Annotated in this window: 29 protein-coding genes; 17 read left to right on the top strand and 12 right to left on the bottom strand. The window is 64.0% G+C overall.

Annotated features, from left to right (window positions below):
* Positions 1 to 139: 139 nt before the first annotated feature.
* Together BMI86_RS15255 and BMI86_RS15250 are read left to right on the top strand one after the other, a co-directional pair.
* Positions 140 to 2029, top strand: coding sequence for an acyl-CoA synthetase (locus tag BMI86_RS15255; RefSeq protein ID WP_078542161.1), 1890 nt, complete (start codon positions 140 to 142; stop codon positions 2027 to 2029).
* A 193-nt stretch (positions 2030 to 2222) separates the two neighbouring features.
* A complete protein-coding gene (locus BMI86_RS15250; protein ID WP_078542160.1) occupies positions 2223 to 2969 on the top strand; it encodes a VPLPA-CTERM sorting domain-containing protein in 747 nt (248 codons plus the stop codon).
* 369 nt (positions 2970 to 3338) lie between these two features.
* On the opposite strand, the gene BMI86_RS15245 is transcribed toward BMI86_RS15250, so the two are convergent.
* The 3 genes from BMI86_RS15245 to ettA form a co-directional block, all read right to left on the bottom strand.
* The gene (locus tag BMI86_RS15245; protein WP_078522580.1) at positions 3339 to 4148 is read right to left on the bottom strand and encodes a division plane positioning ATPase MipZ; all 810 of its coding nucleotides are present in this window, start codon (positions 4146 to 4148) and stop codon (positions 3339 to 3341) included.
* A gap of 127 nt (positions 4149 to 4275) precedes the next feature.
* Positions 4276 to 5028 (bottom strand): DUF4145 domain-containing protein, encoded by a 753-nt coding sequence (locus BMI86_RS15240; protein ID WP_078542159.1) that lies wholly within the window; start codon positions 5026 to 5028, stop codon positions 4276 to 4278.
* A gap of 99 nt (positions 5029 to 5127) precedes the next feature.
* A complete protein-coding gene (ettA, locus tag BMI86_RS15235; RefSeq protein WP_078542158.1) occupies positions 5128 to 6783 on the bottom strand; it encodes an energy-dependent translational throttle protein EttA in 1656 nt (551 codons plus the stop codon).
* Between the two features lie 282 nt (positions 6784 to 7065).
* Between ettA and BMI86_RS15230 the strand changes: the two genes are divergently transcribed.
* From BMI86_RS15230 to BMI86_RS15220, 3 genes are all read left to right on the top strand, one after another.
* A complete protein-coding gene (locus tag BMI86_RS15230; RefSeq protein WP_078522583.1) occupies positions 7066 to 7398 on the top strand; it encodes a hypothetical protein in 333 nt (110 codons plus the stop codon).
* 277 nt (positions 7399 to 7675) lie between these two features.
* Positions 7676 to 8227 (top strand): hypothetical protein, encoded by a 552-nt coding sequence (locus BMI86_RS15225; RefSeq protein WP_078542157.1) that lies wholly within the window; start codon positions 7676 to 7678, stop codon positions 8225 to 8227.
* Between the two features lie 100 nt (positions 8228 to 8327).
* Positions 8328 to 9101 (top strand): ion channel, encoded by a 774-nt coding sequence (locus BMI86_RS15220; RefSeq protein ID WP_246831731.1) that lies wholly within the window; start codon positions 8328 to 8330, stop codon positions 9099 to 9101.
* Positions 9102 to 9104: 3 nt separating this feature from the next.
* On the opposite strand, the gene BMI86_RS15215 is transcribed toward BMI86_RS15220, so the two are convergent.
* On the bottom strand, positions 9105 to 9575 hold the full coding sequence (locus BMI86_RS15215) for a CAP domain-containing protein (protein ID WP_078542156.1): 471 nt from the start codon (positions 9573 to 9575) through the stop codon (positions 9105 to 9107).
* Positions 9572 to 10957, bottom strand: a complete 1386-nt coding sequence (gene rimO, locus BMI86_RS15210) for a 30S ribosomal protein S12 methylthiotransferase RimO (RefSeq protein WP_078542155.1) — start codon at positions 10955 to 10957, stop codon at positions 9572 to 9574. Before rimO ends, BMI86_RS15215 begins: the two co-directional genes overlap by 4 nt.
* A gap of 289 nt (positions 10958 to 11246) precedes the next feature.
* Here rimO and BMI86_RS15205 point away from each other — a divergent pair, with 289 nt between their 5' ends.
* On the top strand, positions 11247 to 12458 hold the full coding sequence (locus BMI86_RS15205; RefSeq protein ID WP_246831730.1) for an outer membrane protein transport protein: 1212 nt from the start codon (positions 11247 to 11249) through the stop codon (positions 12456 to 12458).
* Between the two features lie 71 nt (positions 12459 to 12529).
* On the opposite strand, the gene BMI86_RS15200 is transcribed toward BMI86_RS15205, so the two are convergent.
* Entirely contained in the window at positions 12530 to 13132 is a 603-nt protein-coding gene (locus BMI86_RS15200) for a GcrA family cell cycle regulator (protein ID WP_078542153.1), read from the bottom strand.
* Between the two features lie 229 nt (positions 13133 to 13361).
* Here BMI86_RS15200 and BMI86_RS15195 point away from each other — a divergent pair, with 229 nt between their 5' ends.
* Complete coding sequence (locus BMI86_RS15195; RefSeq protein ID WP_078542386.1) at positions 13362 to 14147, top strand: ABC transporter permease; 786 nt, start codon at positions 13362 to 13364, stop codon at positions 14145 to 14147.
* Between the two features lie 40 nt (positions 14148 to 14187).
* On the opposite strand, the gene trpA is transcribed toward BMI86_RS15195, so the two are convergent.
* Together trpA and BMI86_RS15185 are read right to left on the bottom strand one after the other, a co-directional pair.
* Positions 14188 to 14979, bottom strand: a complete 792-nt coding sequence (gene trpA, locus BMI86_RS15190; protein WP_078522591.1) for a tryptophan synthase subunit alpha — start codon at positions 14977 to 14979, stop codon at positions 14188 to 14190.
* A 94-nt stretch (positions 14980 to 15073) separates the two neighbouring features.
* Entirely contained in the window at positions 15074 to 15490 is a 417-nt protein-coding gene (locus tag BMI86_RS15185) for a VOC family protein (protein WP_078542152.1), read from the bottom strand.
* 115 nt (positions 15491 to 15605) lie between these two features.
* On the opposite strand from BMI86_RS15185, the gene ychF reads away from it, so the two are divergent.
* Positions 15606 to 16703: a redox-regulated ATPase YchF gene (gene ychF, locus BMI86_RS15180; protein WP_075774034.1), complete on the top strand. Its 1098-nt coding sequence runs from the start codon at positions 15606 to 15608 to the stop codon at positions 16701 to 16703.
* A gap of 16 nt (positions 16704 to 16719) precedes the next feature.
* On the opposite strand, the gene BMI86_RS15175 is transcribed toward ychF, so the two are convergent.
* The gene (locus tag BMI86_RS15175; protein ID WP_078542151.1) at positions 16720 to 17208 is read right to left on the bottom strand and encodes a cupin domain-containing protein; all 489 of its coding nucleotides are present in this window, start codon (positions 17206 to 17208) and stop codon (positions 16720 to 16722) included.
* 53 nt (positions 17209 to 17261) lie between these two features.
* Positions 17262 to 18884 carry an acyl-CoA dehydrogenase family protein gene (locus BMI86_RS15170; RefSeq protein WP_078542150.1) on the bottom strand — a complete coding sequence of 541 codons (1623 nt, stop codon included), beginning with the start codon at positions 18882 to 18884 and terminating at the stop codon, positions 17262 to 17264.
* A gap of 120 nt (positions 18885 to 19004) precedes the next feature.
* Between BMI86_RS15170 and msrB the strand changes: the two genes are divergently transcribed.
* The 5 genes from msrB (at position 19005) to BMI86_RS15145 (ending at position 22341) form a co-directional block, all read left to right on the top strand.
* Positions 19005 to 19445, top strand: coding sequence for a peptide-methionine (R)-S-oxide reductase MsrB (gene msrB, locus BMI86_RS15165; RefSeq protein ID WP_078542149.1), 441 nt, complete (start codon positions 19005 to 19007; stop codon positions 19443 to 19445).
* 97 nt (positions 19446 to 19542) lie between these two features.
* Complete coding sequence (locus BMI86_RS15160; protein ID WP_078542148.1) at positions 19543 to 20589, top strand: aldo/keto reductase; 1047 nt, start codon at positions 19543 to 19545, stop codon at positions 20587 to 20589.
* The gene (locus BMI86_RS15155) at positions 20589 to 20939 is read left to right on the top strand and encodes a hypothetical protein (protein ID WP_078542147.1); all 351 of its coding nucleotides are present in this window, start codon (positions 20589 to 20591) and stop codon (positions 20937 to 20939) included. Before BMI86_RS15160 ends, BMI86_RS15155 begins: the two co-directional genes overlap by 1 nt.
* On the top strand, positions 20927 to 21442 hold the full coding sequence (locus BMI86_RS15150; protein WP_143594825.1) for a lipocalin family protein: 516 nt from the start codon (positions 20927 to 20929) through the stop codon (positions 21440 to 21442). Before BMI86_RS15155 ends, BMI86_RS15150 begins: the two co-directional genes overlap by 13 nt.
* Positions 21439 to 22341 carry a DMT family transporter gene (locus BMI86_RS15145; RefSeq protein ID WP_246831728.1) on the top strand — a complete coding sequence of 301 codons (903 nt, stop codon included), beginning with the start codon at positions 21439 to 21441 and terminating at the stop codon, positions 22339 to 22341. The genes BMI86_RS15150 and BMI86_RS15145 overlap by 4 nt, the downstream gene beginning before the upstream one ends.
* On the opposite strand, the gene BMI86_RS15140 is transcribed toward BMI86_RS15145, so the two are convergent.
* Both BMI86_RS15140 and BMI86_RS15135 read right to left on the bottom strand, forming a co-directional pair.
* Positions 22338 to 23045 (bottom strand): NUDIX hydrolase, encoded by a 708-nt coding sequence (locus BMI86_RS15140; RefSeq protein WP_078542145.1) that lies wholly within the window; start codon positions 23043 to 23045, stop codon positions 22338 to 22340. The two genes, BMI86_RS15145 and BMI86_RS15140, sit on opposite strands and share 4 nt — an antisense overlap.
* Positions 23038 to 23439 (bottom strand): DUF983 domain-containing protein, encoded by a 402-nt coding sequence (locus BMI86_RS15135; RefSeq protein ID WP_078542144.1) that lies wholly within the window; start codon positions 23437 to 23439, stop codon positions 23038 to 23040. The genes BMI86_RS15140 and BMI86_RS15135 overlap by 8 nt, the downstream gene beginning before the upstream one ends.
* Positions 23440 to 23627: 188 nt before the next feature.
* Between BMI86_RS15135 and BMI86_RS15130 the strand changes: the two genes are divergently transcribed.
* The 4 genes from BMI86_RS15130 (at position 23628) to BMI86_RS15115 (ending at position 26073) form a co-directional block, all read left to right on the top strand.
* Positions 23628 to 24473: an EF-hand domain-containing protein gene (locus tag BMI86_RS15130; RefSeq protein WP_078542143.1), complete on the top strand. Its 846-nt coding sequence runs from the start codon at positions 23628 to 23630 to the stop codon at positions 24471 to 24473.
* Between the two features lie 94 nt (positions 24474 to 24567).
* On the top strand, positions 24568 to 25152 hold the full coding sequence (locus BMI86_RS15125) for an RNA polymerase sigma factor (protein WP_075774043.1): 585 nt from the start codon (positions 24568 to 24570) through the stop codon (positions 25150 to 25152).
* Positions 25145 to 25567, top strand: coding sequence for a dihydroorotate dehydrogenase (locus tag BMI86_RS15120; protein WP_143594824.1), 423 nt, complete (start codon positions 25145 to 25147; stop codon positions 25565 to 25567). The genes BMI86_RS15125 and BMI86_RS15120 overlap by 8 nt, the downstream gene beginning before the upstream one ends.
* The gene (locus BMI86_RS15115; protein ID WP_078542141.1) at positions 25567 to 26073 is read left to right on the top strand and encodes a periplasmic heavy metal sensor; all 507 of its coding nucleotides are present in this window, start codon (positions 25567 to 25569) and stop codon (positions 26071 to 26073) included. The genes BMI86_RS15120 and BMI86_RS15115 overlap by 1 nt, the downstream gene beginning before the upstream one ends.
* Positions 26074 to 26078: the final 5 nt, after the last annotated feature.

Here is a 26078-nt window from a genome sequence, read left to right as displayed (position 1 = left end):
GGACGCTTGTTTCCCCACGTCAGAATTTGCGTGACGTGACGTTTTGGCGGCGGCGTAACTCTTGCCGTGGCGGGCGCTTTTGCCGCATCCTGCGCATGGCCCGTCAGTGGAGGAACGCGGCGGCCGCTGGAGGAGACTAATGCAGAAATTCGCGACAGTTGCCGACCGTGATGCGGTCGAGGCCGAGAAACCCTGGGAGGCGCGCAACCGCCCCGAAACGCTTTACGGCTTTCTGAGCGAGACCGCCAAGGCCCATGGCGATCGTCCGGCCCTGTCATTCCAGATCATGTCCGGCCCGACCGACAAGGCGGAGACGCTGAGCTGGTCGCAGCTGCACGGCAAGGTCACGCAGGCCGCGAACCTGCTGCGCCATCTGGGCGTGGGGCCGACCGACACGGTGGCCTACCTGCTGCCGAACTCGCTCGAGACCGCGACGGTGCTTCTGGCAGGCGCGACGGCCGGGATCGTGAACCCGATCAACCCGCTTCTGGATGCCGAGCAGATCGGCGCGATCCTGCGCGAGACCAAGGCGAAGGTTCTGGTGACGCTGAAGGCGTTCCCGAAGACCGACGTGGCGCAGAAGGCGGCTGAAGCCGTGCGCCTTGCGCCCAATGTCGAGGCCGTGCTGGAGGTCGATCTCAATCGCTACCTCTCGCCGCCGAAAAGCTGGATCGTGCCCTTCATTCGCCCCAAGACCGAGGTGAAGCACAACGCGAAGGTGATGAGCTTCAACGGCGAAGCCAGCAAGATGCCCGGCGACCGGCTGATGTTCGACGATCCCAACGAGGATCGCGTCGCGGCCTATTTCCATACCGGCGGGACGACGGGCATGCCCAAGGTCGCGCAGCACAAATATTCCGGCATGATCTACAATGGCTGGCTCGGCGGGCGGCTCTTGTTCAAGCAAGACGACGTGATGATGTGCCCGCTGCCGCTGTTCCACGTCTTCGCGGCCTATCCGATCCTGATGTCGGCCATCGCGAGCGGCGCGCATGTCATCTTCCCGACCCCTGCGGGCTATCGCGGGGAAGGAGTGTTCGACAATTTCTGGAAGCTGATCGAGCGCTGGCAGGTGACATTCCTGATCACCGTGCCGACGGCTGTGTCCGCGATGGTGCAGCGCAAGGTCGATGCCGATATCTCCTCGCTGCGGATCGCGCTCTCGGGCTCGGCGCCGCTGCCGATCGAGCTTTATAACCGCTTCAAGGCGGCGACCGGGGTCGAGATCGCGGAAGGCTACGGTCTGACCGAGGCGACCTGTCTGGTGTCGGTCAACCCGGTGGACGGGATGAAGAAGGTGGGCTCCGTCGGGATCCCGATGCCCTATACCCATGTGCGCATTCTCAAGAAGCGCAACGGCACGTTCGACGAATGCGCGCGCGACGAGGTCGGCGAAATCTGCGTCGCCAATCCGGGCGTCTTCGAGGGCTCGACCTATACCGAGCCGGACAAGAACCACGATCTGTTCGCCGAGGAGCGCTTCCTGCGCACCGGCGATCTGGGCCGTATCGACGAGGATGGCTATCTCTGGATCACGGGCCGCGCGAAGGACCTGATCATCCGTGGCGGGCACAATCTCGACCCGGCGGAGATCGAGGACGCGCTGCTGAGCCACCCGGCGGTGGCCTTCGCAGGAGCGATCGGTCAGCCCGACAGCTTCGCGGGCGAGCTGCCCTGCGCCTATGTCGAGCTGGTTGCCGACGCCGAGGTGACCAACGAAGAGCTGATGGAGCATGCGCGCGCCAATATCCACGAGCGCGCCGCGGTCCCGAAATATCTCGAGGTGATGGACGAGTTACCGAAGACGGCGGTGGGCAAGATCTTCAAGCCCGACCTGCGCAAGAAGGCGATCACCCGGGTGCTCAATGCCGAGCTGGAGACGGCGGGCATCAAGGCGCATGTCATCTCGGTCACCGAGGACAAGAAGCGCGGTCTGGTGGCGCATCTGGCGACCACGGGAGACTGCGATCAGGACGCGCTGGCCCATAAGCTGGGCGAGTTCACCGTGCCGTGGGATTGGGCCCGGTAACCTGCCTCTCGCATCGCTAGCAACAATCGCGCCGCCCTCCGGGGCGGCGTTTCGATTGTGGAAACATCATGGCGGCCCATCGTGAAATTGCCCCGGTGGAGCCCCAGTGCGTCCCGATTCCGATGGTTAATGAAAGGTAACGAAGTCGTCCCCGCATCAAGAACGGGGCGACGCCATCGAGATCGAGCGTGTCATGTTGTTACCGATTGCCAGTTTTGCGAAACGCTGCCTCGCCCTTGTGGTGGCGAGCGTCCTTTATGCCTCTGCCGCGCAGGCGGTGACGGTCGATCTGATCACCAACGGTGATTTCGAGACCGGCGATCTGTCGGGCTGGAATTCGACCAGCTCTTCCTATGCAGAGGACTTCCAGATCAATAACGGGCGGTTCAATCCGCGCGGGCCGACGCGCCGTGTGGATCCGATCTCGGGCAGTTACGACGTGATGAACGAGCAAACCGGCTACGGGATTTCGACCCTGACGCAGTTCTTCACGGTCCCCGATCGGGTGATCAGCGCAAGTTTCAACTTCACCTATCAGCTCGTGAACCACTACGCGTCGGGTTTCGACGATCCCAATCAGCAGTTCCGCGTGAGCCTGATCGACGATGCGGGCGCGGTGATCTCGCAGATTTTCTCGACCCAGCCGGGCGACGCGGCGGTCCAGGGCGCGACGCCGCTGAGCTACGATCTGACCAGTTATCTGCAGGCGGGTGTGGGGTCGACGCTGGGCATCCAGTTCGATGTCGAGACGAGCTATTACTATATGAACGCCTCGCTCGACGACATTGCGATGATGGTTGAGACGCCCGCCACGGTGCCGCTTCCCGCCTCGGTCTGGATGATGCTGGCTGGGCTAGGGCTTTTCGTAGCGCTTGGCAGGTCCCGCAAAGCCCGCAATGGCGTGGATATCGCAAACTGCGACGGTCCTGTCGCGGCGTAAGAGGCCGTGAAAGCGTCCCGACAACGCCACTGACATATCCCCAGCCCGCCATGCAAGCGCCTCAATTGGCCGGAAATCTCGAAGGGTGACGCCAAAACGGCGTCGATACAAAGGAGACACGAAATGCGCTGTCTGGCTGCCCTTTTTCGCCTCTTCAAGCGCCGCGAGGATCGGATTGACCTGCGGATGAAAGAACTCGGCTCGATGCCCGCACCGTGCCGCAGACGCGTATCGCCTTTCGCTGAGATGTCGAAATCTCAGTAAAAGCGCGCGCCTTAGTCAACCACCCGTACCAGTACGAAACGCCCGAGGGTCACTCCCAGCGGGCGTTTGTTTGTCTCAAGGGGCCTGTCGCGCCGTGAGCGCGGCTCAGAAGTCGACCGCGACGCCGGGCAGGTCCAGCTCCTTCATCAGGTCGCGCACTTCCTGACGGGCCGCCACGTTGGAGATGTTGAGGCTTTCGACGCCGAGATCCTTGAGGTCCAGAAGCGTCAGCCCGCGCGGGAACAGCTCGCGGAAGATCACCCGCTCGGAGAAGCCGGGCGAAACGCGGAAACCGATGCGCTTCGAGAGCTGCTCCAGCGCCGCGCCGACCTTGCGCTTGTTATGCATCTGCTGAGCGCCCACGCGGTTGCGCAGCACGATCCAGTCGATCGGCTTCAGCCCCGCCTTCGCGCGCAGCTGCCGCGCCGACCAGACCATCTCGGAATAGATCGAGGGGCCGATCACCTTCGACGTCACCGGGTCGATCCGCGCCAGCAGGTCGAAATCGATGAAACTGTCATTGAGCGGCGTGACCAGCGTATCGGCCAGCGAATGCGCGACCTGAGACAGCCGCGTATGCGAGCCGGGGCAGTCGATCAGGATGAAGTCGCAAGACGGCTCCATCTCGGCCACGGCGGTGGACAGGCGGTGGTCATAGGGGTTCTCGCCCGGACCCAGCGTCGAGGCATCGACCTCGGGTAGTTCGCGATAATCGGGGCAGGGCAGGTCGAGCCCCTCGCGATCCATATAGGCCAGCCGGTTCTCGACATAGCGCCCGAAACTGCGCTGCCGCAGATCGAGATCGAGCGCCCCCACTTTCCATCCCATCCGCGCCAAGGCGGTCGCCACATGCATCGAGGTGGTGGACTTCCCCGACCCACCCTTTTCGTTGCCCATCACGATGATATGCGCCAAGTCCCATCCCCGCTTTGTCTTGTGTCTTGTCCCTTACCAGACACTATAGATGGCAATGGGGAACTGGGGAAGGTGTCGCGCAAGGGGCGAGGTGATATGGGGCTGGGGTGTGTGGTTTTGGTTGGGGTTAGTCGTCTCTGGCCTTGACTGATCGCGCTTTTGGGGCTTGCTTCGCTTCAGCTTTTTTCTCCGCAATCGCGACGACGCGCTGGAGGCGAGTTTGACGCTTCTCGCGCGCGATGTACCATTCTTCAAAAAGCATCTCGATCAGCTCGATCAATGTCCTTGCTTCTTCTGGGTCAACATCGACGATTACGGAGATGTCTTTCTCCATATGTGCGCCGATATTGCCGATGCTTCGAACGGCATCGATAGCCTCGATACTTTCTGGGGATACCCCTTTCGGAGCGTTGTCGGATTCAAGAAGTTTTTTCAAAGTAGAGATTTCGTCGATAAGCCGACCTTTGGAAATGTTTGCAAAATCCCTGATCATTCCTTGCAGACACCGTCGAGCTAATGTGGCGGAAGCCTTAGGGCTCAAGTCGCAAATCTGACAAGCTTCGACATAATCTTCCCTGAGCGGTGCAGGAATATAGTCGGGATACACACGCGCGTGGCTTGATGGTAAGAGCCTGACGTCCAGGAAAGTTTTGCCGTCTGGTCGGAGCACGAAGCCTCCGCCTACTGAGGCACCTGCCTCGCGTATCCGCGCTCTAACTTCCATGCGATTGCAGTCTGGATTCGCGCACCGAATGGCACTGCCTTGAAGGCCAATTTCGCCTCCGTAAGGCGCTTCAATTTGAAAAGCCAAACCAATACTGCTGAAATTTGGTGAAGTTACGGTTTGTTCTCGGTCGCAATACGGGCAGATCCAATGCATCTCGCCTCCTTCCGCGTAGCAAAGCAGCAATCAGAAAATAATAAGGGCCTCACACGTTAGAGTGCGAGGCCCTTCAGCAAAAGTCCGAAGTGTCGGAACTTACCGGCTGAACTTCTTGTACTTCACCCGCTTCGGCTCGACAGCATCCGGACCGAGGCGACGGATCTTGTCTTCCTCGTAATCCTCGAAGTTGCCCTCGAAGAATTCCACATGGGCGTCGCCTTCGAAGGCGAGGATGTGGGTGCAGAGGCGGTCGAGGAAGAAGCGGTCGTGCGAGATGATGATCGCGTTGCCGGCGAAGTCTTCGATCGCGGCTTCCAGTGCCTGCAGGGTTTCGACGTCCAGATCGTTGGTCGGTTCGTCGAGCAGCAGCACGTTGCCGCCTTCTTTCAGCAGCTTGGCCATGTGGACGCGGTTGCGCTCACCGCCCGAGAGAAGACCCACCTTCTTCTGCTGGTCGCCGCCCTTGAAGTTGAACGCGCCGCAATAGGCACGGCTGTTGACCTGCGCGTCGCCCAGTTCGATCAGCTCGGCCCCGCCCGAGATTTCCTCCCAGACGGTCTTGTTCGCATCCAGCGCGTCGCGCGACTGGTCGACATAGGCCAGCTTGACCGTGTCGCCGACGGTGATCTCGCCGGTGTCGGGCGTGTCCTGACCGGTGATCATGCGGAACAGCGTGGATTTACCGGCGCCGTTCGGGCCGATCACGCCGACAATGGCGCCCGGCGGGATCGAGAAGGACAGGTTCTCGATCAGTTGCTTGTCGCCGTAATGTTTCGAGATGCCCTCGACCTCGATCACCTTGCCGCCCAGACGCGGGCCGTTCGGAATGATGATCTGGGCCTTGCCGACGCGCTCGCGCTCGGACTGGTCCGCCATCTTCTCATAGGCCGAGATACGCGCTTTGGACTTCGCCTGACGGGCTTTCGCGCCGGCGCGGATCCACTGAAGTTCCTTCTCGAGGACCTTCTGCTTGGCCTTGTCTTCGCGGGCTTCCTGCTCGAGGCGCTTGGCTTTCTGTTCCAGCCATGCGGAGTAGTTGCCCTCGTAGGGGATGCCGCGGCCGCGCTCGAGTTCGAGGATCCACGAGGTGATGTCGTCGAGGAAGTAACGGTCGTGCGTGACGCAGAGGATCGTGCCCTTGTACTCGATCAGGTGCTTTTGCAGCCAGGCGATGGTTTCCGCGTCGAGGTGGTTGGTCGGTTCGTCGAGCAGCAGCATGTCGGGCGCTTCGAGCAGCAGCTTGCACAGCGCGACCCGGCGGCGCTCACCGCCCGAAAGGGTTTCGACATCGGCCTCGTCGGGCGGGCAGCGCAGGGCTTCCATCGCGACGTCGACCTGGCTGTCCAGATCCCACAGGTTTTCCGAGTCGATCTCGTCCTGCAGCTGGGCCATTTCCTCGGCGGTCTCGTCCGAGTAGTTCATCGCCAGCTCGTTGAAACGCTCCAGCTTGGCCTTCTTGGCGGCCACGCCTTCCATGACATTGCCGCGGACGGTCAGCGCCGGGTCCAGATCGGGCTCCTGCGGGAGGTAGCCGACTTTCGCGCCTTTCGCGGCCCAGGCCTCGCCCGAGAAGTCCTTGTCGATTCCCGCCATGATGCGCAGCAGCGTGGATTTACCCGCGCCGTTGACGCCGACGACGCCGATCTTCACGCCGGGAAGGAAATTCAGGCGGATGTTTTCGAAGCATTTCTTGCCACCCGGATAGGTCTTCGAGACACCATCCATGTGATAGACATATTGATAGGACGCCATGGTCGACCTCGTTTGGAATAAGGGGTTTGGGCGCCTTCTATGCGGAAAGCCGGCATAGGGAAAGGGGGCGTGGCGGGGGCCTACGGGCGAGCCTGCCGCTTCTGTCGTTTAACTGTCATTTTTCAACGTGCACAAATGCGCAGAACTGTGTGTGAAAAGGATGGTTTTCTGCGAATGCGAACGGTCCTAAATCCCCCTCATCGCCGAGGGCACAGACGCTTCCCTCTGTCGCTTCGCTCTCGGTGAGAAGCACAACACGCGTATTCGTATAGGAGAGTAACAATGAAAACGCTGATCACGACTTCGGTCCTCGCCCTCGCCCTGAGCACCTCGCTGGCCGCTGCCGGCGGTGACGGCTACGGCTCCATCGCACCGTCGATGTCGCAAAGCTCCTCGGCCAGCAAAGGCTCGGCTGTTGGTGAAGTGACCCCCGGCAAAGCTCAGATCGCAGCCCAGCTCGGCCTGAACCCGGCTGAATACACCACCGCTGAACTGTTCCGCATCCAGAACGCGCTGCGCAACGGTAACCGCGAAGAGGCGAAATACGTCATCAACCACACCAACCGTCAGCCGGTTGACGTGGCGCCGCAGCCCGTGATGGGCCGTGACGCGTAAGATCGACACAGTCTTCTGACCGAAAACGGCCCCCTCGCAGGGGCCGTTTCTATATCCGGCCCATCGTGCCGGATTCTTTCGAGAAATACGGTTTCCTTTTGTATTCCAGTTACTTCACGGAATCCGGACCAGCCGAGAGTTCCCTGTGTATATGTGTTTGAGTGAACACGGGGCGGGGCCAAAACGGCCTTTTGTGCGATGATTGGGCTCATATGTCGGGGTCATCGGCGCCACAGGGTGCCGCTGGAAATCAACCTGCTGATGAAAGGATTTCATCATGACCCGCAATCTTCTGACCACCGCTATCGCAGCCCTCGCGCTGACCGCTGGCTCCGCCGGGATCGTCTCGGCCGCCACGACCCAAGTCGGGGCCGACAATGGTACGGATCTGGGTGTCATCGCCCCTTCGATGACGCCGCAACCCCAAGCGTCGTCGATGGTCGTCAACGCCACCAATCAGGGCAAGACCCAGCTTGCGGCGCAGCTGCAAACCTTCGCCGGTCTGAACAATGTCGATCCCACGCAATATTCGGTGGGTGAATTACAGAAGATGTTGCACGCGGCCCGTAACGGCGATGTCGCCAAGCTCGCCTATTACCGCAGCCACGCGGACCGGCAGTTGGGCGGTCCCGGCCTTGGTGAGACCACACCGGGCAAGACCCAGATGGCCGAGCAGCTTGGGCTCAACCCCGATGATTACACCGTGGCCCAGCTTCAGCGCATCCAACATGACGTGCAGCGCGGACGTTACGGCGACGCCAATTACATCGTGACCCAAGGCGCCTCGTCGCAGCCCGCGATGATGCTGTTCGCGCCCAGCGCCCAATGAGCTGATATGAGCTGTCTCCACGAAAAGGGCGGTCCTCCGGGGCCGCCTTTTTCATGCGCTTTGACAGGGCGTTCAAAGCCTGTATCCCTGAGCGAAGACGATGGGAGAGACGATGCTCAAGACGCTGCACCATTACTACGAGGAGGATTCCCGCCGCGCCCATGCGTTTCGCTACGCGCTTCTGGCCTTCGACCTTGCCACGATCCTCTTCGTCATCGTCACCTCCTTCTTCCCGCACACGGTCACGATCGAAGTCATCGATGCGGTGATCGGCGTCGTGATCGTGGCGGATTTTCTCGCCCGCTACGCGATCTCAGGCGAGAAGGTCCGCTTTTGGACCCGTGCGGCGACATGGGCCGACATCATTGCGATCGGGTCGTTCCTCGCGCCGATCGCGGGTGAGGGGCTGGGCTTCCTGCGGATCCTGCGGACGTTGCGATTGCTGCATACCTATCAACTCATGGCGCGGCTGCGGCACGACTTCAAATTCTTCCGTCACCATCAGGAAATCATCATCGCCGCGATCAATCTGGGCGTTTTCCTCTTCGTGATGACGGGGCTGATCTATGCCACGCAGGTGCGGATCAATCCGCAGATTTCGAACTATGCCGACGCGCTCTATTTCACCGTGACTACGCTGACGACGACGGGGTTCGGGGATATTACGCCCAAAGGCGAATGGGGGCGGATGATCTCGGTCGCCATCATGATCTTCGGCGTCACGCTGTTCTTGCGGCTCGCGCAGGTGCTGTTCCGGCCCACGAAGGTGCGCCATGAATGCCCGACCTGCGGGCTGAGCCTGCACGACGCCGATGCGATCCACTGCAAACATTGCGGCGAGGTGATCCACATCGACACCGAAGGGCTGACCTGAGCTTCAGCAGGGCTTCGCGAGCACCATCACATACCACGGGCCCTTGCCGTCGCGCCGGGGCACGACCGCCACGCCGATATGGGTGATCCCGCGCAGCAGGATGTTGCGGCGATGGCCGGGCGAATGCATCCAGGCGTCGAACACCTCGCCCGGATCGCGCTGGCCCATCGCGACATTCTCGGCGATCAGGCAGGCGCGGAAGCCAGCCTTCGCCGCCCGCTTGAGCGGGGTCGATCCGTCCGAGCCTTTGTGGGCGAAGAAGCCGCGCCGGGCCATGTCGCAGCCTTGCGTTGCTGCGGCCTGCGTCAATTGCGGATCCATCGCGAGCGCGTTCAGCCCCTGGGCTTGCCGCTGTTGCGAAGTCGCCTGCGCAATCTCGCGCCCTTGAGCGGCATTGACGGCGCATGCGCCAGCCTGCGCCGCGACGGGCAGCAGGCCGGCAAGCAATGCGAGCAGAGCGAGAGTGCGGATCAAACGAGCCTTCCCCAGAGATCGTATTCCGAGGCCTCGTCGACCTCGACCGTCACGATATCACCGGGGCTGAGATTCTCGAAATCCTCATCGATGAACAGGTTGCCGTCGATCTCGGGCGCATCCGCCTTGGTGCGACAGGTGGCGCCTTCGGCATCGACCGCATCGACGATCACCTGCTGGACGCTGCCGACCTTGGCTTGCAGCTTCGCCTCGGAAATCGCCTGCGCCTTTTCCATGAAGCGGTTCCAGCGGTCCTGCTTCACCTCGTCAGGCACGTGATCGGGCAGGGTATTGGAGCGCGCGCCCTCGACGTTTTCATACTGGAAGCAGCCGACACGATCGAGCTGCGCTTCGTCCATCCAGTCGAGCAGATATTGGAACTCGTCCTCTGTCTCGCCGGGATAGCCCACGATGAAGGTCGAGCGCAGCGTGATATCCGGGCAGGCCGCGCGCCATGCCGCTATCTCGTCGAGCGTCTTGGCCGAGGCCGCGGGCCGCGCCATCCGCTTGAGCACATCCGGGTGGGCGTGCTGGAACGGAATGTCGAGATAGGGCAGCACGCCGCCGCCATTTTCCTGAGCCTCCGCCATCAGCGGGATCAGGTTGCGCACATGCGGGTAGGGGTAGACGTAATGCAGCCGCACCCACGCGCCGAGCGAGCCGAGATTCCGCGCGAGATCGGTGATATGCGCGCGGTGGCCCCGCTCTTCGGCATGTTTGATATCGACGCCGTAAGCGGACGTATCCTGCGAGATCACCAGCAATTCACGCACGCCCGCGCCGACCAGCTTCTCGGCCTCGCGCACGATCGCATGGGCCGGGCGGCTGACGAGGCGGCCGCGCATGTCGGGGATGATGCAGAACTTGCACTTGTGGTTACAGCCCTCGGAAATCTTCAGGTAACTGTAATGGCGCGGCGTCAGCTTCACGCCCGCCGCGGGCAGCAGATCGACGAAGGGATCGGGATCGGGCGGCACGGCGGCATGGACCGCGTCCAGAACCTGCTCGTATTGATGCGGGCCGGTCACGGCCAGCACGGAAGGGTGCGTGCCGGTGATATATTCGGGCTCCGCACCCAGACAGCCCGTCACGATGACCCGGCCGTTTTCATTCAGCGCCTCGCCGATCGCCTCGAGGCTTTCCGCCTTGGCGCTGTCGAGAAACCCGCAGGTATTCACGATGACCGCATCCGCACCCGCGTAATCGGGCGAGATCGCGTAGCCCTCGGCGCGCAGCCGCGTCAGGATGCGTTCGCTGTCGACCAGCGCCTTGGGGCAGCCAAGCGAGACCATCCCGATCAGCGGCTGACCGGGGCGGGGGGCATCCGAGATGCGCGCGCGGGGCGCGAGATCGGGACGCAGGTTCGGAGGGTTTGTGCTCATGGCGCGCGATATAGCCCTTGCGGAGCGTTCCGAAAAGCCCCCCGCGTGACGGGCGGTATTCCCATCGCGTAAGGGGTGGATTTCGGCCCCACTCGCGCCAAACGAGAAAACACTTGCCAGATCAGGTATATTTAAAGTTGAATATTTGAAGCTGTTTTTCGAACGGCACAGCCGAGGCGTAGGGGGGAAGGGAGAGCCTGCCTGCGCGATACACCGGCTCAGAGGGAGGAAACTAATGCAGAAGTTTGGAATACCCCGTTTTGCGGGGGCGGTTTCGTTGTGCCTGGCGTTGGGCGTTCCAAGTGTCGCCAGCGCGACAGAGGGCTACTTCGCCCTTGCTTATGGGCCCGCGCAGCGCGGTGTCGGCGGGGCCGGGGTGGCCTATTCGGTCGATCCGATGTCGGCGGCGATCAACCCCGCCAATATCGCCGATATCGGACATGCGATGACCTTCGGTGTAGAGGCCTTCTCGCCGCGGCGGGGGTTCGACGCGACCGGGGCCTTCCCCTTGCCCGATGGCGGGGCGGAGTCGGGACATGAATGGTTCGCGATCCCGAATTTCGGCTATAACCGCCCGCTGGAAGGCGGCGGCGCGCTGAATGTCATGGTCTATGGCAATGGCGGGATGAACACGAGCTATCCCGATGTGGCGAACCCGAACTGCGCGGCCGCGCCGGGCGATTCCGGTATTTTCTGCGATGGCAAAGCGGGCGTCGATCTGATGCAGATGTTCGTCTCGGTCGGCTACGGGCGCAAGCACGGGAATTTCAGCTGGGGCATTTCGCCGACATTCGCGGCCCAACGGTTCGCGGCGCGCGGGCTGAATCCCGCGTTGTTCGGGCCGATGACGACGGATGCCAGCAATTTTAGTGGCAGAGGCTACGACATCTCCACCGGGTTCGGCCTGCGCGCCGGTCTGAAATACGAGATCTCGCCGCAGGTCACGGTTGGCCTTGCGGGGCAGACCCGGTTCAAGATGTCGAAATTCGACAAATATGCCGGGCTCTTCGAAGATGCGGGCAGTTTCGACATTCCCGCCTCGATCAGCGCGGGCGTCACCTTCAAGCCGCGCAGCGATGTGGCGCTGATGCTCGATTATCAGCGGATCTTCTACAGCAATATCGCCGCGGTCGGGAATTCCAATACCAATGGGCTTTTCGGGGCCAAAGGCGGCGCGGGTTTTGGTTGGGATGATGTGGACGTCATCCGGATCGGCGCGGAATGGCAGCAGACGCCGGATATGACCTGGCGCGCGGGCTATGCCTACGCGACGAACCCGATCGACAAGGAAGACGTGATGCTGGGCGTGCTCGCCCCCGGCGTGGTCGAGCATCATTTCAGCTTCGGTGGGGCGAAGAAGCTCAACGAGCGCGACACGTTCGATTTCGCGATCAACTATGTCGCGCCGCATAAGGTCAAAGGGCCGGGCATGTTTGGCGGCGATATCGAATTGGACATGCACCAGTTCTCGGCTTCGGTGGGCTGGACGCGGCGGTTCTGACCCTCCGACCAAAGGACCAAAGAAAAAGGGCGCCTCGCGGGGCGCCCTTTGAAATTCGTATCGCGATTGCCTCAGCGGCGACGGTCGCGACGCGAGCTCATCGGCTGGAAGGCGACGCCGACATGGGCCTCGCAATAGGGCTTGCCGGATTGGCTCGGCAGGCCGCAGAACCAGAATTCCTCGGTCGCAGGGTCGCCGATCGGCCATTTGCAGGTGCGCTCGGTCAGCTCCATCAGGCCAAGCTTCTTGGCGTGTTTTTCGACCTCACCGACCTTGGCCAGCGCGGCCGGGTCGATCTCGTTGGCGGAGGGCTGCGGCGGCAGCGGCTGACCGGCGGGGATGATCGCCTTGCGCGCGGGCGCGGCCGACGGGGCTGCGGCCTGAGCGGGCGCGGGGCTTGCCGGTTTCGCGGCGGGCTTGGGCTCGGGCGCCTCGGCTGCGGGCTGCGCGGCGGGCTTCTCTGCCTTCGCCTCGACCTTCTCGGGCTTGGCTTTCGGCTCGGGTTTCGCGGGCTCTGCTGCGCCGCCGGTGCGGTTCGACAGGCCGAGGCGATGCACCTTGCCGATCACCGCGTTGCGCGTCACACCGCCCAGCTCTTTCGCGATCTGGCTGGCCGACTGGCCTTCGGTCCACATCTTCTTGAGCAATTCGACGCGTTCATCGGTCCAGGACATGGGCATCCTTCCTTGGTTTCCTGCAAGTCCGTCTCGCAGGCCATTCCAGTTTCAATCCCTATTTTAGCGGGAGAGCGCAGAGATACAATCGCGAGGCCCGCTTTTCAAGGCCCGCGAGGACGTCCGGAGCAGTGCGCAAGCGGGAAACCAGCTGTGCGCGGGCTACGTTGAGCTGCGGGCCGCGAGCGTGTAGGGAGCGGGCAACAACGGGAGTATCAGGATGTACGAGATGGGTGTGCGCCGTTTCGGCGCGGTGAACTGGATGGGCCTGCGGATGCTGGGGTGGCGCGAGATTCGCCGCTTTCTCGCGGTCTGGCAGCAAACGGTGCTGGCGCCGCTGATCACCGCCGGTCTGTTCCTGACCGTCTTCGCGCTGGCTTTCGGACGCAACCGCGCCGATGTTCTGGGCGTCGATTTCCTGCATTTCATCGCGCCGGGCATCCTGATGATGACGGTGATCCAGAACGCTTTCGCCAACACATCTAGCTCGATCGTGATCGCGAAAGTGCAGGGCAATATCGTCGACACGCTGATGCCGCCACTTGCGCCGTGGGAAATCCTCGTGGGCTATCTGACTGGCGCGGTGGCGCGGGCGCTGATCGTGGCGGTCGTGATCTGGCTCGGGCTGTTCGCCGTGCTGGGGCAGGGGATCGCGCATCCGCTCTGGGCGATTGCGGCGGTCGTGCTCGGCGCGGCCTTCCTTGGCGGTCTGGGCATTCTGGCGGCGGTGTTTGCGGACAAGTTCGACCAGATGGCGGCGATCACCAACTTCATCATCACGCCGCTGTCGTTTCTGTCGGGCACCTTCTATTCGGCCAAGGCGCTGCCGCCGGCCTTCCAGATCCTGACCCATTACAACCCGGTCTTCTACCTGATCGACATGGCCCGTTTCGGGTTCCTGGGTGTCTCCGACGCTTCGCCGTGGCACGGGTTGGCGGTGATCTGCGCCGCGCTGGTCGTGGTCCTGGGGCTTGGCTGGTACTGGCTGCGCATCGGCTATCGCATGAAGCCCTGAGCCGCGCTTAAGCGGCGGCGCTTAAGCGGCGTGGGGCCGTTCAGGCCGAATGCGCGCCGCCCGCGAGGCCCTTCACGAAGTCCAGCACTTCCGCCACCGGCTTGCCCTCGGCGATCTCTTTCACGATGGCCGAACCCACGACGCAGCCATCCGCCACACCCGCGATGGTCTTCGCGGCTTCGGGCGTCGTGATGCCGAAGCCCACGATCACCGGCAGATCGGTCTTAGCCTTGATCCGGGCGACTTCCGGGCCGACCTCGGTCGCCTGCGCGGCCTGAGAACCGGTAATCCCCGTCACCGAGACGTAATAGACGAAGCCCGAGGTGTTCTGCAGAACCTTCGGCAGACGCTTGTCGTCGGTCGTCGGCGTCGCGAGCCGGATGAAGTTGATCCCGGCGGCCTGTGCGGGGATGCAAAGCTCGACATCTTCCTCGGGCGGCAGGTCGACGACGATCAGCCCGTCGATCCCGGCAGCCTTCGCATCTTCGAGGAAGCGATCGACGCCACGCGAATAGATCGGGTTGTAATAGCCCATCAGCACAATCGGCGTGGTGTCGTCGGTCTTGCGAAACTCCGCCGCCATATCGAGCGTCTTCTGCAGCGTCTGCCCACCGTCGAGCGCGCGCTGGCCCGCCAGCTGGATCGTCGGACCGTCGGCCATCGGATCGGTGAAGGGCACGCCCAGCTCGATGATGTCGACGCCTGCCGCCGGCAGGCCCTTCATCACCTCGAGCGAGGTTTCCAGATCCGGGTCGCCCGCCATGATGTAGGAGACGAAGGCTTTCTTGCCCTCTTCCTTGAGGCTGGCGAATTTGGCGTCGATGCGAGTCATGGCGTCCCTCCGGCTGGTCCCGAAGCGGTTTGCGCGAAGAGGGCGGGAAAATCAATGCCTCGCGCGCGCTCCCGCCCGCCGCGAGGGCCCGCGCCTACATCTTTGCCGGACCGTTGATCATCCAAGCCGTGCCGAAGCGGTCGCGCAGCATTCCGAACCCGTCGGCCCAGAACGTGTCGTCGAAGGGCATCATGACCTCCTCGGCCCCATCCATCAGCCGCTCGAAGATTGCCTTCGCGGCCTCCCGGCTGTCCGAGACATGCGAGATCGAAATCGAACTTTGCGGGCGGTCGCGCCCCTCGGGCCAATCCGAGGCCATCAGCGCGCCATCCCCGAGCTTGATCAGCGCATGCATGATCCGCGCCTTGCCCGCCTCGCTCATGCCTTCGCTGGCCTCGGGCATATCACCATAGCGCATGATGAAGGGCGGCTCGGTGCCGAAGAGCTCGGCATAGAAACGCATCGCCTCTTCGCAGTTTCCCTGAAAGTGGATGTAGGGTTCGAAACTCATCGCGGTCGCCTCCCTGAACAAGAAGGCCAGCCTATCACGATTCCGGCCCTCGCGCGCGCTTGCACCGGGGGCGGCCAATGAATAAGAAGCGCGCAGCCACAAACAGGAGGGCGAAATGGGTTTCAAGATGGGTATCGTGGGTCTGCCGAACGTGGGCAAATCCACCCTCTTCAACGCGCTGACCAAAACGGCGGCCGCGCAGGCGGCGAATTTCCCCTTCTGCACGATCGAGCCGAATGTCGGCGAAGTTGCCGTTCCCGATGAGCGGATCGACACGCTGGCCCAGATCGCAGGCTCGAAAGAGATCATCCCGACCCGCATGACCTTCGTCGATATCGCGGGCCTCGTGAAAGGCGCCTCGAAAGGGGAGGGCCTCGGCAACCAGTTCCTCGCCAATATCCGCGAAGTCGATGCGATCGCCCATGTGCTGCGTTGCTTTGAAGACGGCGACGTGACCCATGTGGAGGGCCGCGTCGATCCGGTGGCCGACGCCGAGACCATCGAGACCGAGCTGATGATCGCCGATCTCGAAAGCCTCGAGAAGCGTATCGCGAACCTCGCGCGCAAGGTGAAATCCGGCGACAAGGAAGCGAAAGAGGCAATGCGCCTTCTGGAACAGGCGAAAGAGGCGCTGGAAGCTGGCCGTCCCGCGCGCACCGTCGAAGTCTCCGAGGACGACCGCAAAGCGTGGAACATGCTGCAGCTGCTGACCGCCAAGCCGGTTCTCTATGTCTGCAATGTCGAGGAAGGGTCCGCCGCGACCGGCAACTCGAAATCCGAGGCCGTGGCGAAGATGGCCGCCGAGCAGGGCGCGGGCACCGTGGTAATCTCGGCCAAGATCGAAGAGGAAATCTCGCAGCTCGACGCCGAGGAAGCCGAGATGTTCCTTGAAGAGATGGGGCTGGAAGAGGCCGGTCTCGACCGCCTGATCCGCGCGGGTTACGACCTGCTCGGCCTGCAGACCTATTTCACCGTCGGCCCGAAAGAGGCCCGCGCCTGGACGATCCGCAAGGGCACGCTGGCCCCGGCGGCAGCGGGCGTCATCCACGGCGATTTCGAACGCGGCTTCATCCGCGCCGAGACGGTCTCCTACGACGACTACGTCGCCAATAAGGGCGAAGCGGGCGCAAAAGAGGCGGGCAAGTTCCGCGTCGAGGGTAAGACCTACGAAGTGAAAGACGGCGACGTCCTGCACTTCCTGTTCAACGCGTAAATCCCGGCTGGGGGCGTTACTTCTTCGCCCCCGCCGTGACCTCCGTGATCGCGTCGGCATCCACCATCTGCCACGCCATCCCCGCATTGCGGTAGAGCCGTTTGCCCAAGTCGGGATAGTCGCCGACGTCATGGGAAAGGCGCTGGCCCATCACGAGCAGCCGCAACAACTCCGATCCGGTATTCTCGATCGTATGGGCCGCGCCGCCTGCGCGGTAGCCGATGAAATCGCCCGGCCCGATCGCGTGACGCTCTTCGCCGATCCGCGCGGTCGCCTCGCCGCTGAGCACGAAGATCGCCTCGTCCTCGTGGTGGTGGCGGTGAAACTCGGTACTCTCGCAGCCGGGCTCGACCTCGATGATATGCACCCCGATCTCGGTCAGCCCCGTCGCATCGCCAAGGCTCTTGTTGATCCGCCGCGCATTCGGGTTGAGGAAATGCGTCTTCGCCAGCCCTTCCATTGCCGCGATCTCATCGGCCCGGATCAGATACCGGTCTTCGCTCATCGCGCCCCTCCTTCTCCTTGATCCAAATATCCCCGCCGGAGGCTTCCGCAGTCTCAGCCAGCGATCCGGTTCAGGATAGCAGAGACATCGCTGCCCGCCATCGCGCCGGTGGTCCGGCCCGCCTCGCCCGCAAGCCGCGTCGCGACGAAGGCGTCGCTCACCGCCGCAGGTGCATTTCGGATCAGCAGCGACGCGGTCAGGAGCAGTGCCAGCCGTTCCGCGAACCAGCGCGCCTCGGCCTCGGGTGGGAGCGCAGGCCAGCGGGCGAGGTGATCGGCCAGCGCCGCGTCATAGCGCGGATCGGTGTCGCGCGCCGCGTACAGTTCGGCGCGCAGCATATCCGCCGCCAGCGGTTCCTTGGCCAAGGTCCGCAGGATGTCGAGGCAAATCACATTGCCCGAGCCTTCCCAGATGCCGTTCAGCGGGGCCTCGCGATAGAGCATCGGCATCGGCGTGTCCTCGACGTAGCCGATGCCGCCCAGCACCTCCATCGCCTCATAGGTCACGACGGGGCAGCGCTTGTTGCCGTAATATTTTGCCAGCGCCACACCGATCCGGGCGAAGGCGCGGTCCTCGGGGCGGGCGCTGTCGAAGGCCTCCGCCACCCGCATCCCCAGCGTCAGCGCACCCTCCCAATCCAGCGTCAGATCGGCCAGCACCGCACGCATCAGCGGCTGATCGATCAGGCGCCGCTGGAAGGCAGCGCGATGCGTGGCCCAATGATGCGCCTCGGAGATCGCGGCGCGCATCAGCCCCGCAGGCGCCAGCGCCGTGTCGAGCCGGGTGTGGTGCACCATCTCGATGATCGTCGCGACGCCCCGGCCTTCCTCGCCCAGAAGATGGGCCACCGCGCCCTCATATTCGATCTCGGAGGACGCGTTGGAGCGGTTTCCCAGTTTGTCCTTCAGCCGCTGGATGCGGATCGCGTTACGCTCCCCTTCCAGCCAGCGCGGAACGAGGAAGCAGCTTAGCCCCTTGTCGGTCTGCGCCAGCGTCAGGAACCCGTCCGACATCGGCGCAGAGCAGAACCACTTGTGCCCGGTCAGCCGCCAATGCCCGTCTGCGCGCTCGGCCCGCGTGGTGTTCGCGCGCACATCCGAGCCGCCCTGCTTCTCGGTCATCGCCATCCCCAGCGTCGCGCCGGTCTTCTCGCCCACCGGCAGCACCCGTGGATCGTAGCTGCGCGCGGTCAGTTTCGGGCGCCAGAGCGCGGCGATCTCGGGCGTGGCGTCGAGTGCCGGCACTGCGGCATAGGTCATCGTCATCGGGCAGCAACTGCCAGGCTCGATCTGGCTCGCGAGATAGACCATCGCGGCATGGGTGGCATGACCGCCCTTCGCACCTTCCCACGGCAGCGCGGCATAGCCCGCGCCGACCCCGGCCTCCATGAAGCGATGATAGGCGGGATGAAAGCGCACCTCGTCGAGCCGCCGCCCGCCCATATCGAAGAGGCGCAGCTCCGGCAGGTAGCGGTTCGCGTCGCGCCCGGCCTCGCGCATCTCCGTGGTGCCGAGGGTCTGACTGTAATCTGACAGCCCCTCCGCCTGACCGCCCGCCCGCGCCACGGCCTCGCGCAGGGGCGCATCCGTCCCGAACAGATCGACGTCGCCGCGCGCGGGCGGCTGGTTCTCGACGTGATGGGTGGGCAGATCGGCGCGGGGATCGGGTGTGGTCATGGTCGGCTCCTCCTGATCCGGATGGTAGGCTCGCGCCGTAGAACATGCGAGCGAAACGCGGCGGCAGGGCTTTTCTCGCAGCCTCCGACGCCTAGATCAGGCGCGAAAGGGAGACCCATCATGAGCAACTGGCAGAAATCCGACGAGGCGATCGCGAAGCTCACCCCCGAGCAATATCGCGTCACCCAGCAGAACGGCACCGAGCGGCCCTTCACCGGCGAATATGACAACCACGCCGCCAAGGGCATCTATGTCGACGTGGTCTCGGGCGAGCCGCTGTTCGCGTCCTCGACCAAATACAACGCGGGCTGCGGCTGGCCGTCCTTCACCAAGCCGCTGATCGACGATCATGTCGTGGAACTTACCGATACGAGCCACGGCATGACCCGCGTCGAAGTGCGCTCGAAAAACGGCGACAGCCATCTGGGCCATGTCTTCCCCGACGGCCCGCGCGATCAGGGCGGTCTGCGCTATTGCATCAACTCCGCCTCGCTGCGCTTCGTGCCTTACGAGGAGATGGAGGCCGAGGGCTACGGCGACTACATGGACCGGGTCGAGTAGGCACGACGTCAAGCGAAGCACCGGGTCAGAGGCCTTTACCTTCCCGCGGCCCGGTGGCAGGGTCCGCGCAACATCATATGACAAAGGGGGCGCGGGCATGCGCAAGCTGGAACTTGGTCAAAGCGGGATCATGGTGTCCGAGATTTGTCTCGGGACGATGACCTGGGGCAGCCAGAACACCGAGGCCGAGGGCCATGACCAGATCGATTTCGCGCTCGACCGCGGGGTCAATTTCCTCGACACGGCCGAGATGTACCCGGTGAACCCGGTGAAGGCCGAGACGATGGGCCGGACCGAGCAGATCGTGGGCACTTATCTGGCCAAACGCGGCAAGCGCGACGATCTGGTGGTGGCCACCAAGATCACCGGCGAGGGCTCGAACGCGATCGAGGGCGGCCCCGAGATCAGCCCGACCCGGATCCGCCAGGCGGTGACGGATTCGCTGACCCGGCTGCAGACGGATTACATCGATGTTTACCAGTTCCACTGGCCCAATCGCGGCTCCTATCACTTCCGCAAGACGTGGCGCTTCGATCCGTCGAAGCAGCCTTCGAAGCAGGAGGTGCTCGACGATATGAGCGCCTGTCTCGAGACGCTCGAGGCGCTGCGCCAGGAAGGCAAAATCCGCGAATTCGGCCTGTCGAACGAGAGCGCCTGGGGCACGGCGCAATGGCTGGCACTGGCCGAGGCGGGCAAAGGGCCGCGCGTAGAGTCGATCCAGAATGAATATTCGCTGATGTGCCGCTACTACGACCTCGATCTGGGGGAGTTGGGTCAGCAGGAGAAGGTGACGCTGCTGGCCTATTCGCCGCTCGCCGCGGGTATCCTGACGGGCAAATATTCGGGCGACGTGATCCCCGACAACACCCGCCGGTCGCTGGTCAACAATCTCGGCGGGCGCGCCAATCCGCGCGCTTTCGAGATCGCTGACCGGTATGTCGCGCTTGCGAAGGAGTTCGATCTTCACCCGGTGACGATGGCGATTGCGTGGGTGATGAGCCGTCCCTTCCCGGTGATCCCGATCGTGGGCGCGACCTCGGTCGATCAGCTCAAGCCGAACCTCGACGCCGAAGGGGTAGAACTGCCGAAGGAGCTGCTCGACAAGATCGCCGAGCTCCACAAGCATTACCCGATGCCCTACTGATGCGCGGGGCGTCGATCCTTCTGTGTGCGGCGCTCGTCTTGGCGGGCTGCAATCCCTTCGGCCCAACGGACGAGGGCGATACGGCGGAGCAACTGCCGCTGGTCGGGCAGGAGAAGATCGATGCCGGGAAATTCGAATGCGTCGCGCGCGGCGGCAAATGGCTCGCGCGCGACGGGGCGTTCATCTGTGTGAAGATAACTTCAGACAGCGGCAAGAGCTGTCAGGCGGGCAGCGAGTGCGAGGGTGAATGCCTCGCGCGCTCGAAGACCTGCGCGCCGGTGACCCCGCTTCTGGGGTGCAATGAGGTGATGAGCGAGGCGGGCTACCCGATGCAACTATGCGTGCAATGAGCCGGGCGAAGATCGCTGCGTTGGGCGGGATGCTCGCGCTGACCCTCGCGGGCTGTGCGCCCCAGCCGGAGACCGCGTCGCTGCGCAAACCGGGCGCGCTGATTTCTTCGGCGTCGCTGTTCGATCCGCAGCGCTTCGGTGGCGAATGGTATGTCGTCGAAAGCGGCATTCCGGGCTGTTCGGGCACGCAGAACTGGGCGTGGGACGGCAAGAGCGCTTACCGGCTGCGCGGCACGAATTGCGCGATCACGCCCGACGCCGTCGACGAGACCGTGACGCTGACCGGACCGGGCGGGCGGCTGCTGGCGAAGGACGCGTTCGGCGGTGAGCCGATCTGGGTGCTCTGGGTCGATTTCGATTATCGGGTTGCGGTGCTTGGCACACCTTCGGGCCGCTGGGGGATGATCCTGTCGCGGCAGGCCTCGCCACGGCCCGATCTGATCAAGGCGGCGCGCGATGTCATGGATTTCAACGGCTATGACATGACGCGGGTCGGTAAGTGAGCGACGCGCCGGTGCATCTCTGGGTCTGGGTGACGCTGTTCGCGGCGGCCGTTCAGACCATCCGCTTCATGTTGCAAAAGCTGCTGGCGGGGGCGCAGCTCTCGGTGGGCGGTGCGACGTTTTCACGGTTCCTGTTTGGCTTCCCGCTGGCGGCTGTAACGGCGCTGGGCTTTCTGGCCGCGACGGACACGCCATGGCCGCATCTGAGCGGCCCCTTCTGGGGTTTCGTCATTGCGGGCGGGGCGGCGCAGGTGGCTGCGACCTTCCTGACGGTGGCGCTGTTCGGCTTGCGCAATTTCGCGGTGGGCGTGGCCTTCACCAAGACCGAGACGGTGCAGGTCGCGCTGTTCTCCGCGATCATCCTTGGCGAATTCGTGGGCCCCATCGGCTGGATCGGGATCGCGATCGGACTGGCGGGGGTGCTTTTCCTGACCAAACCGCCCGAAGGCGGCTTCAACCCGCGTGCGGCGCTTTACGGCGTCGGGGCGGGAGCGCTGTTCGGCCTCTCGTCGATCTTCTATCGCGGCGCGACGCTGGAGTTGGAACCGCTCGACTTCTTCGCCCGCGCCATTGTCGCGTTGGCCTGCGCGACCTTCGCGCAATCGATCGGAATGGGGCTTTATCTGCGACTGCGCGAGCCGGGCGAGTTGACCCACGTGTTCGGCGCGTGGCGGCGCACGGTGCTGGTGGGGATCACCGGCGTTCTGGGCTCGGCGGGCTGGTTCACCGCGTTCTCGCTGCAAAACGCGGCCTTCGTGCGCGCGCTGGGCCAAGTGGAGATCGTCTTCACGCTGCTCGCCTCGGCGCTGTTCTTCCACGAGCGGCTGCACAAGCGCGAAGGGGCGGGCATCGCGCTCGTCGTGGTGTCGCTGATCGTGATTGTGCTGGCGGGACGTTAAAGCCCGATCCGCCGGAACTCCGAACGCGGCCCGCGATTGTCGAAGAACGGCACCGAATGCGGCGTGCCAAGCGCGTGTTTGGTGGTGATGAGGGCGGCGATTTCGGCCAGAACCACTTCGGTGATGAAGGGCAGGTTGAGCGCTCGCGCCTCGGGCAGGGGCACCCAATGCAGATGCGAAAGCTCGTCGCAGGCGCGCGAGAAATCGTCGAGATCGCCCTGGATCGCGCCCGCGTCGATCAGGAAGAACCGCGCATCGAAGCGGCGCGGACGGCCTGGGGGCGTGATCGCGCGGAACACGAAATGCAGATTGGCCGCCGAGGGAAGGTAGCCCAGATCGGCGAAGCCCTGCCAATCGGTGGGCACCGCGCCGGGCCAGACGGATTTCTCGCCCAGCACCAGCCCGGTCTCTTCCCACAGCTCACGCAGAGCGGCGGCGGCCAGCGCCCCACCGATCCCTGCGGGCGCATCGGCCTCGAGCCGCGCATGATCGGGCGCGGGCAGGGGAGAGGCGAAGGGCACCTCCCAATCCGTGGCGTCGAGCGCGCCGCCTGGGAAGACGTATTTCGACGGCATGAAGGCCGCGCCCGCGCCACGCTGGCCCATCAGCACGCTCGGCACCGCATCGGCGTCACGGCGCAGGACGATCACGCTGGCCGCGTCGCGTAGCGCGGTTTTGTCGACCGGAGGGCTCGTGTCAGTCATGGACGATTTCGCCTTCGCCAAAACCGTGCATCCGGCGCGACCACTGGATGCCCACCAGCATTCCCTTCATCAGCGGCAAAAGCACTGCCGAGAGCACCATCGAGCCGATGCCGAAAATCCAGATCATCTCCCACGGTCCGGGGCGGAAGGCGATGAAATAGGCCGCCATCATCGGAATCGCGAGATGGCCGACGATCAGGATCGTCAGATAGGCGGGGCCGTCATCGGCGCGCTGATGCGAGAGGTCCTCGCCGCAGGACGGGCAGGTATCGCGCACCTTGAGATAACTGTGGAAAATCCGTCCCTTGCCGCAAGCCGGGCAGCGGCAGCGCAGGCCCCGCCCGATCGAGCGGCCCAGCGGGCGGTCATCGTGATACTCGTCATGCGACTGCATTGCGCTCTCCCTTGTGGCGGTCTCTCTCCGCCCGTTCGCAGGGCAGTATGGCGGCAGCCGGGGCGGATGGAAAGTCCGGCGGGTCTATCACGGATGCGTGAGTTTGGCGACGGAATGCTGCGCATGCGCCGTTTGGACAAATATCGACGGCGCGAGACGTGCCGTGGCAGCGAGAACAGGAGTTTCGAATGAAAGTCATGAACAGGCAGACCCTCGTCGCGGCAATCCTCGCAGGCAGCGCGATCACCCTCGCAATGCCGGTGGTGGCGCAGAACCAGAACGGCAGCCAGATGCAGGGACAGCAGGTCATGCCCGGGAATGGGCCGGGCAACGGAGCTGGTAATGGCCCCGCCAATGGCATGGGGCAGAACATGCAGCCCGGCGCGATGCGCGATCAAGGCGGGCGCGGCTTCGGCTTCGACATCAGTCGCTTCGACACCAATGGCGACGGTCAGGTGACGATGGAGGAAATCCAGGCCAAGCGGGCCGCCGACGCCGAGGCGCTCGACGCCAATGGCGATGGGATGATTTCTCAGGAGGAGCTCGTGAATTCCGAGATGGCCAAGGTGAAAGCCCGTATCGAGGCCCGCGTGAAAGCGCGCTTCGCCGCGCAGGACAGCAATGGCGATGGGGAGCTGTCGGCCGCCGAACTGATGGCGCATCCGATGCCGACGCGCATGTTCGACCGGATGGACCGCAACAATGACGGGGCGATCAGTGCCGACGAGATGCAGATGGCCAAACGGTTCATGCAGCGGATGAGCGACCGCCGCGAGCATGGCCGGATGGGCAAAGGCGATTACCATGGCCATGACCGCATGGGTAAAGGGGATCGCCATGGCCATGATCGCATGGGGTGGAAAGGCGACCGCGACGGCTACGGGCGGATGATGCAAGGCGACGGGCCGATGGGTCAGGGTCCGATGGGGCAGGGCCCGCAGGGCACGCCGCCGATGCAGCCGGGCACCGGGGCTGGCCAAGGTCAAGGTCCGGGCAACGGTCCGGCGGATGGCTCGGGCCGATCCACGAACTGAGTTTCGAGCAGTGAAAAAAGCCGGGGCGCGGCAAAGCGCCCCGGCTGCATGTCAAATTGCATGCGCAGGGAAAGCAGGCTAGGCCTTTGACGGAATGACGATGGCACTGGATGCGATGAACGAGGCTTCGGACGAGGCTCTGTTGGAGCTTTACGCGCAGGGCGACCCGGCGGCCGCGCGGGCATTGACGCTGCGCTTCGGGCCCTTGGCCTACCGGCTCGCCTATCGCTATCTGCGCGATGCGGCCGAGGCCGAGGACGTCGCGCAGGAGGGGCTCTTGCGGCTCTGGAAGATCGCGCCGGAGTGGCGCGCCGGCGAGGCGAAGGTCTCGACTTGGCTTTACCGGGTGGTGGCCAACCTCGCGACGGACCGGCTGCGCAAGCGCCGTGGCGTGGGGCTGGATGAAGCGCCCGAGGTGGCCGATGACCGCGCGAGCGCGCTGGATGAGTTGATCGCGCGCGACCGTGTGGCCGCGCTGGAAGCGGCGCTGGAGCAATTGCCGGAACGGCAGCGGATCGCAGTGACCCTGCGACATATCGACGGTTTGTCCAATCCCGAGATCGCTGCCGCGATGGAAACCGGCGTCGAGGCCGTAGAAAGTCTGACAGCGCGTGGAAAACGCGCTTTGAGCAAGCTGCTTCGGGGGCAGCGAGAGAAATTGGGGTTTGGCGATGACTGACAAACGCATGGATCGCGAGACGGACGCGTTGGACGACGCGGCGCTGGAGGCGCTTTTCGGCGAGGCGCGCGCGGCGGGCGGGCCCGAGCCCGGGGCGGGGTTCCTCGCCCGGGTTCTGGCCGATGCGGAGGCGGAGCAAGTGGGTTTCGCGCGTTCTGGCCCCGCTGCAGCGCCCGACAAGCCTGACGTCTTGGCCGGTATCTGGGACGCGCTTCGCGGCGCGTTCGGCGGCTGGGCTCCGATGGGCGGTCTGGTCACGGCCGCTCTGGCCGGGGTCTGGATCGGCTTCGTGGGGGCCGACGAGATCGGCGCGCTCAGCCCGTTTTACGCCAGCAGCACGACCGAAAGCCTCGGCACGGTCAACCTGCTACCAGAGGGCGACACCTTCGCCTTCGCCGATGAAGGAGGGTTCTGATGGCGGCTGCCGAGACGCGAAATGGCCGGGGATTGCGCTGGGCGCTGATAGGGTCGGCGGTGCTGAACCTGCTTTTGCTGGGGTTCTTCATCGGTGGCTGGCTTGGGCATGAGCGGCATCCGCCTCGTCCGGTGGTGGGCGATGTCAGCCTCGGCGCTTTTACCGGGGCGCTGAGCCCGGAAGATCGTGATGCGCTGCGCAAGGCGGCGCAGGCGCGCGGCTCGGAGTTCCGCGATATGCGGCGGCAGGCGCGCAGCGACATGACGGCGCTGATCGCTGCGATCGACGCGGAGCCCTGGGATCGTGCGCAGGTGGCCGAGCTGCTTGAGCGACACAAGGCGCGGACGGTGCAGCGGGTCGATATCGGCGAGCAACTGATCCTCGACCGGCTCGACGCGATGAGCGCCGAGGCGCGGCACAGCTTTGCCGAGCGTCTGCGCGAGGGCGCGGCGCGGTTCGACAAGCGCAAGAAGGACCGCGAAGACACCCCACAGCCCAAGCCGTGAGGTCA

The sequence above is a fragment of the Thioclava sp. DLFJ5-1 genome (genome assembly GCF_002020115.1).
Classification (GTDB): domain Bacteria; phylum Pseudomonadota; class Alphaproteobacteria; order Rhodobacterales; family Rhodobacteraceae; genus Thioclava; species Thioclava sediminum.
Note: the sequence above shows the minus strand (reverse complement) of the source record. Positions and strands in the feature narration are given on the sequence as shown.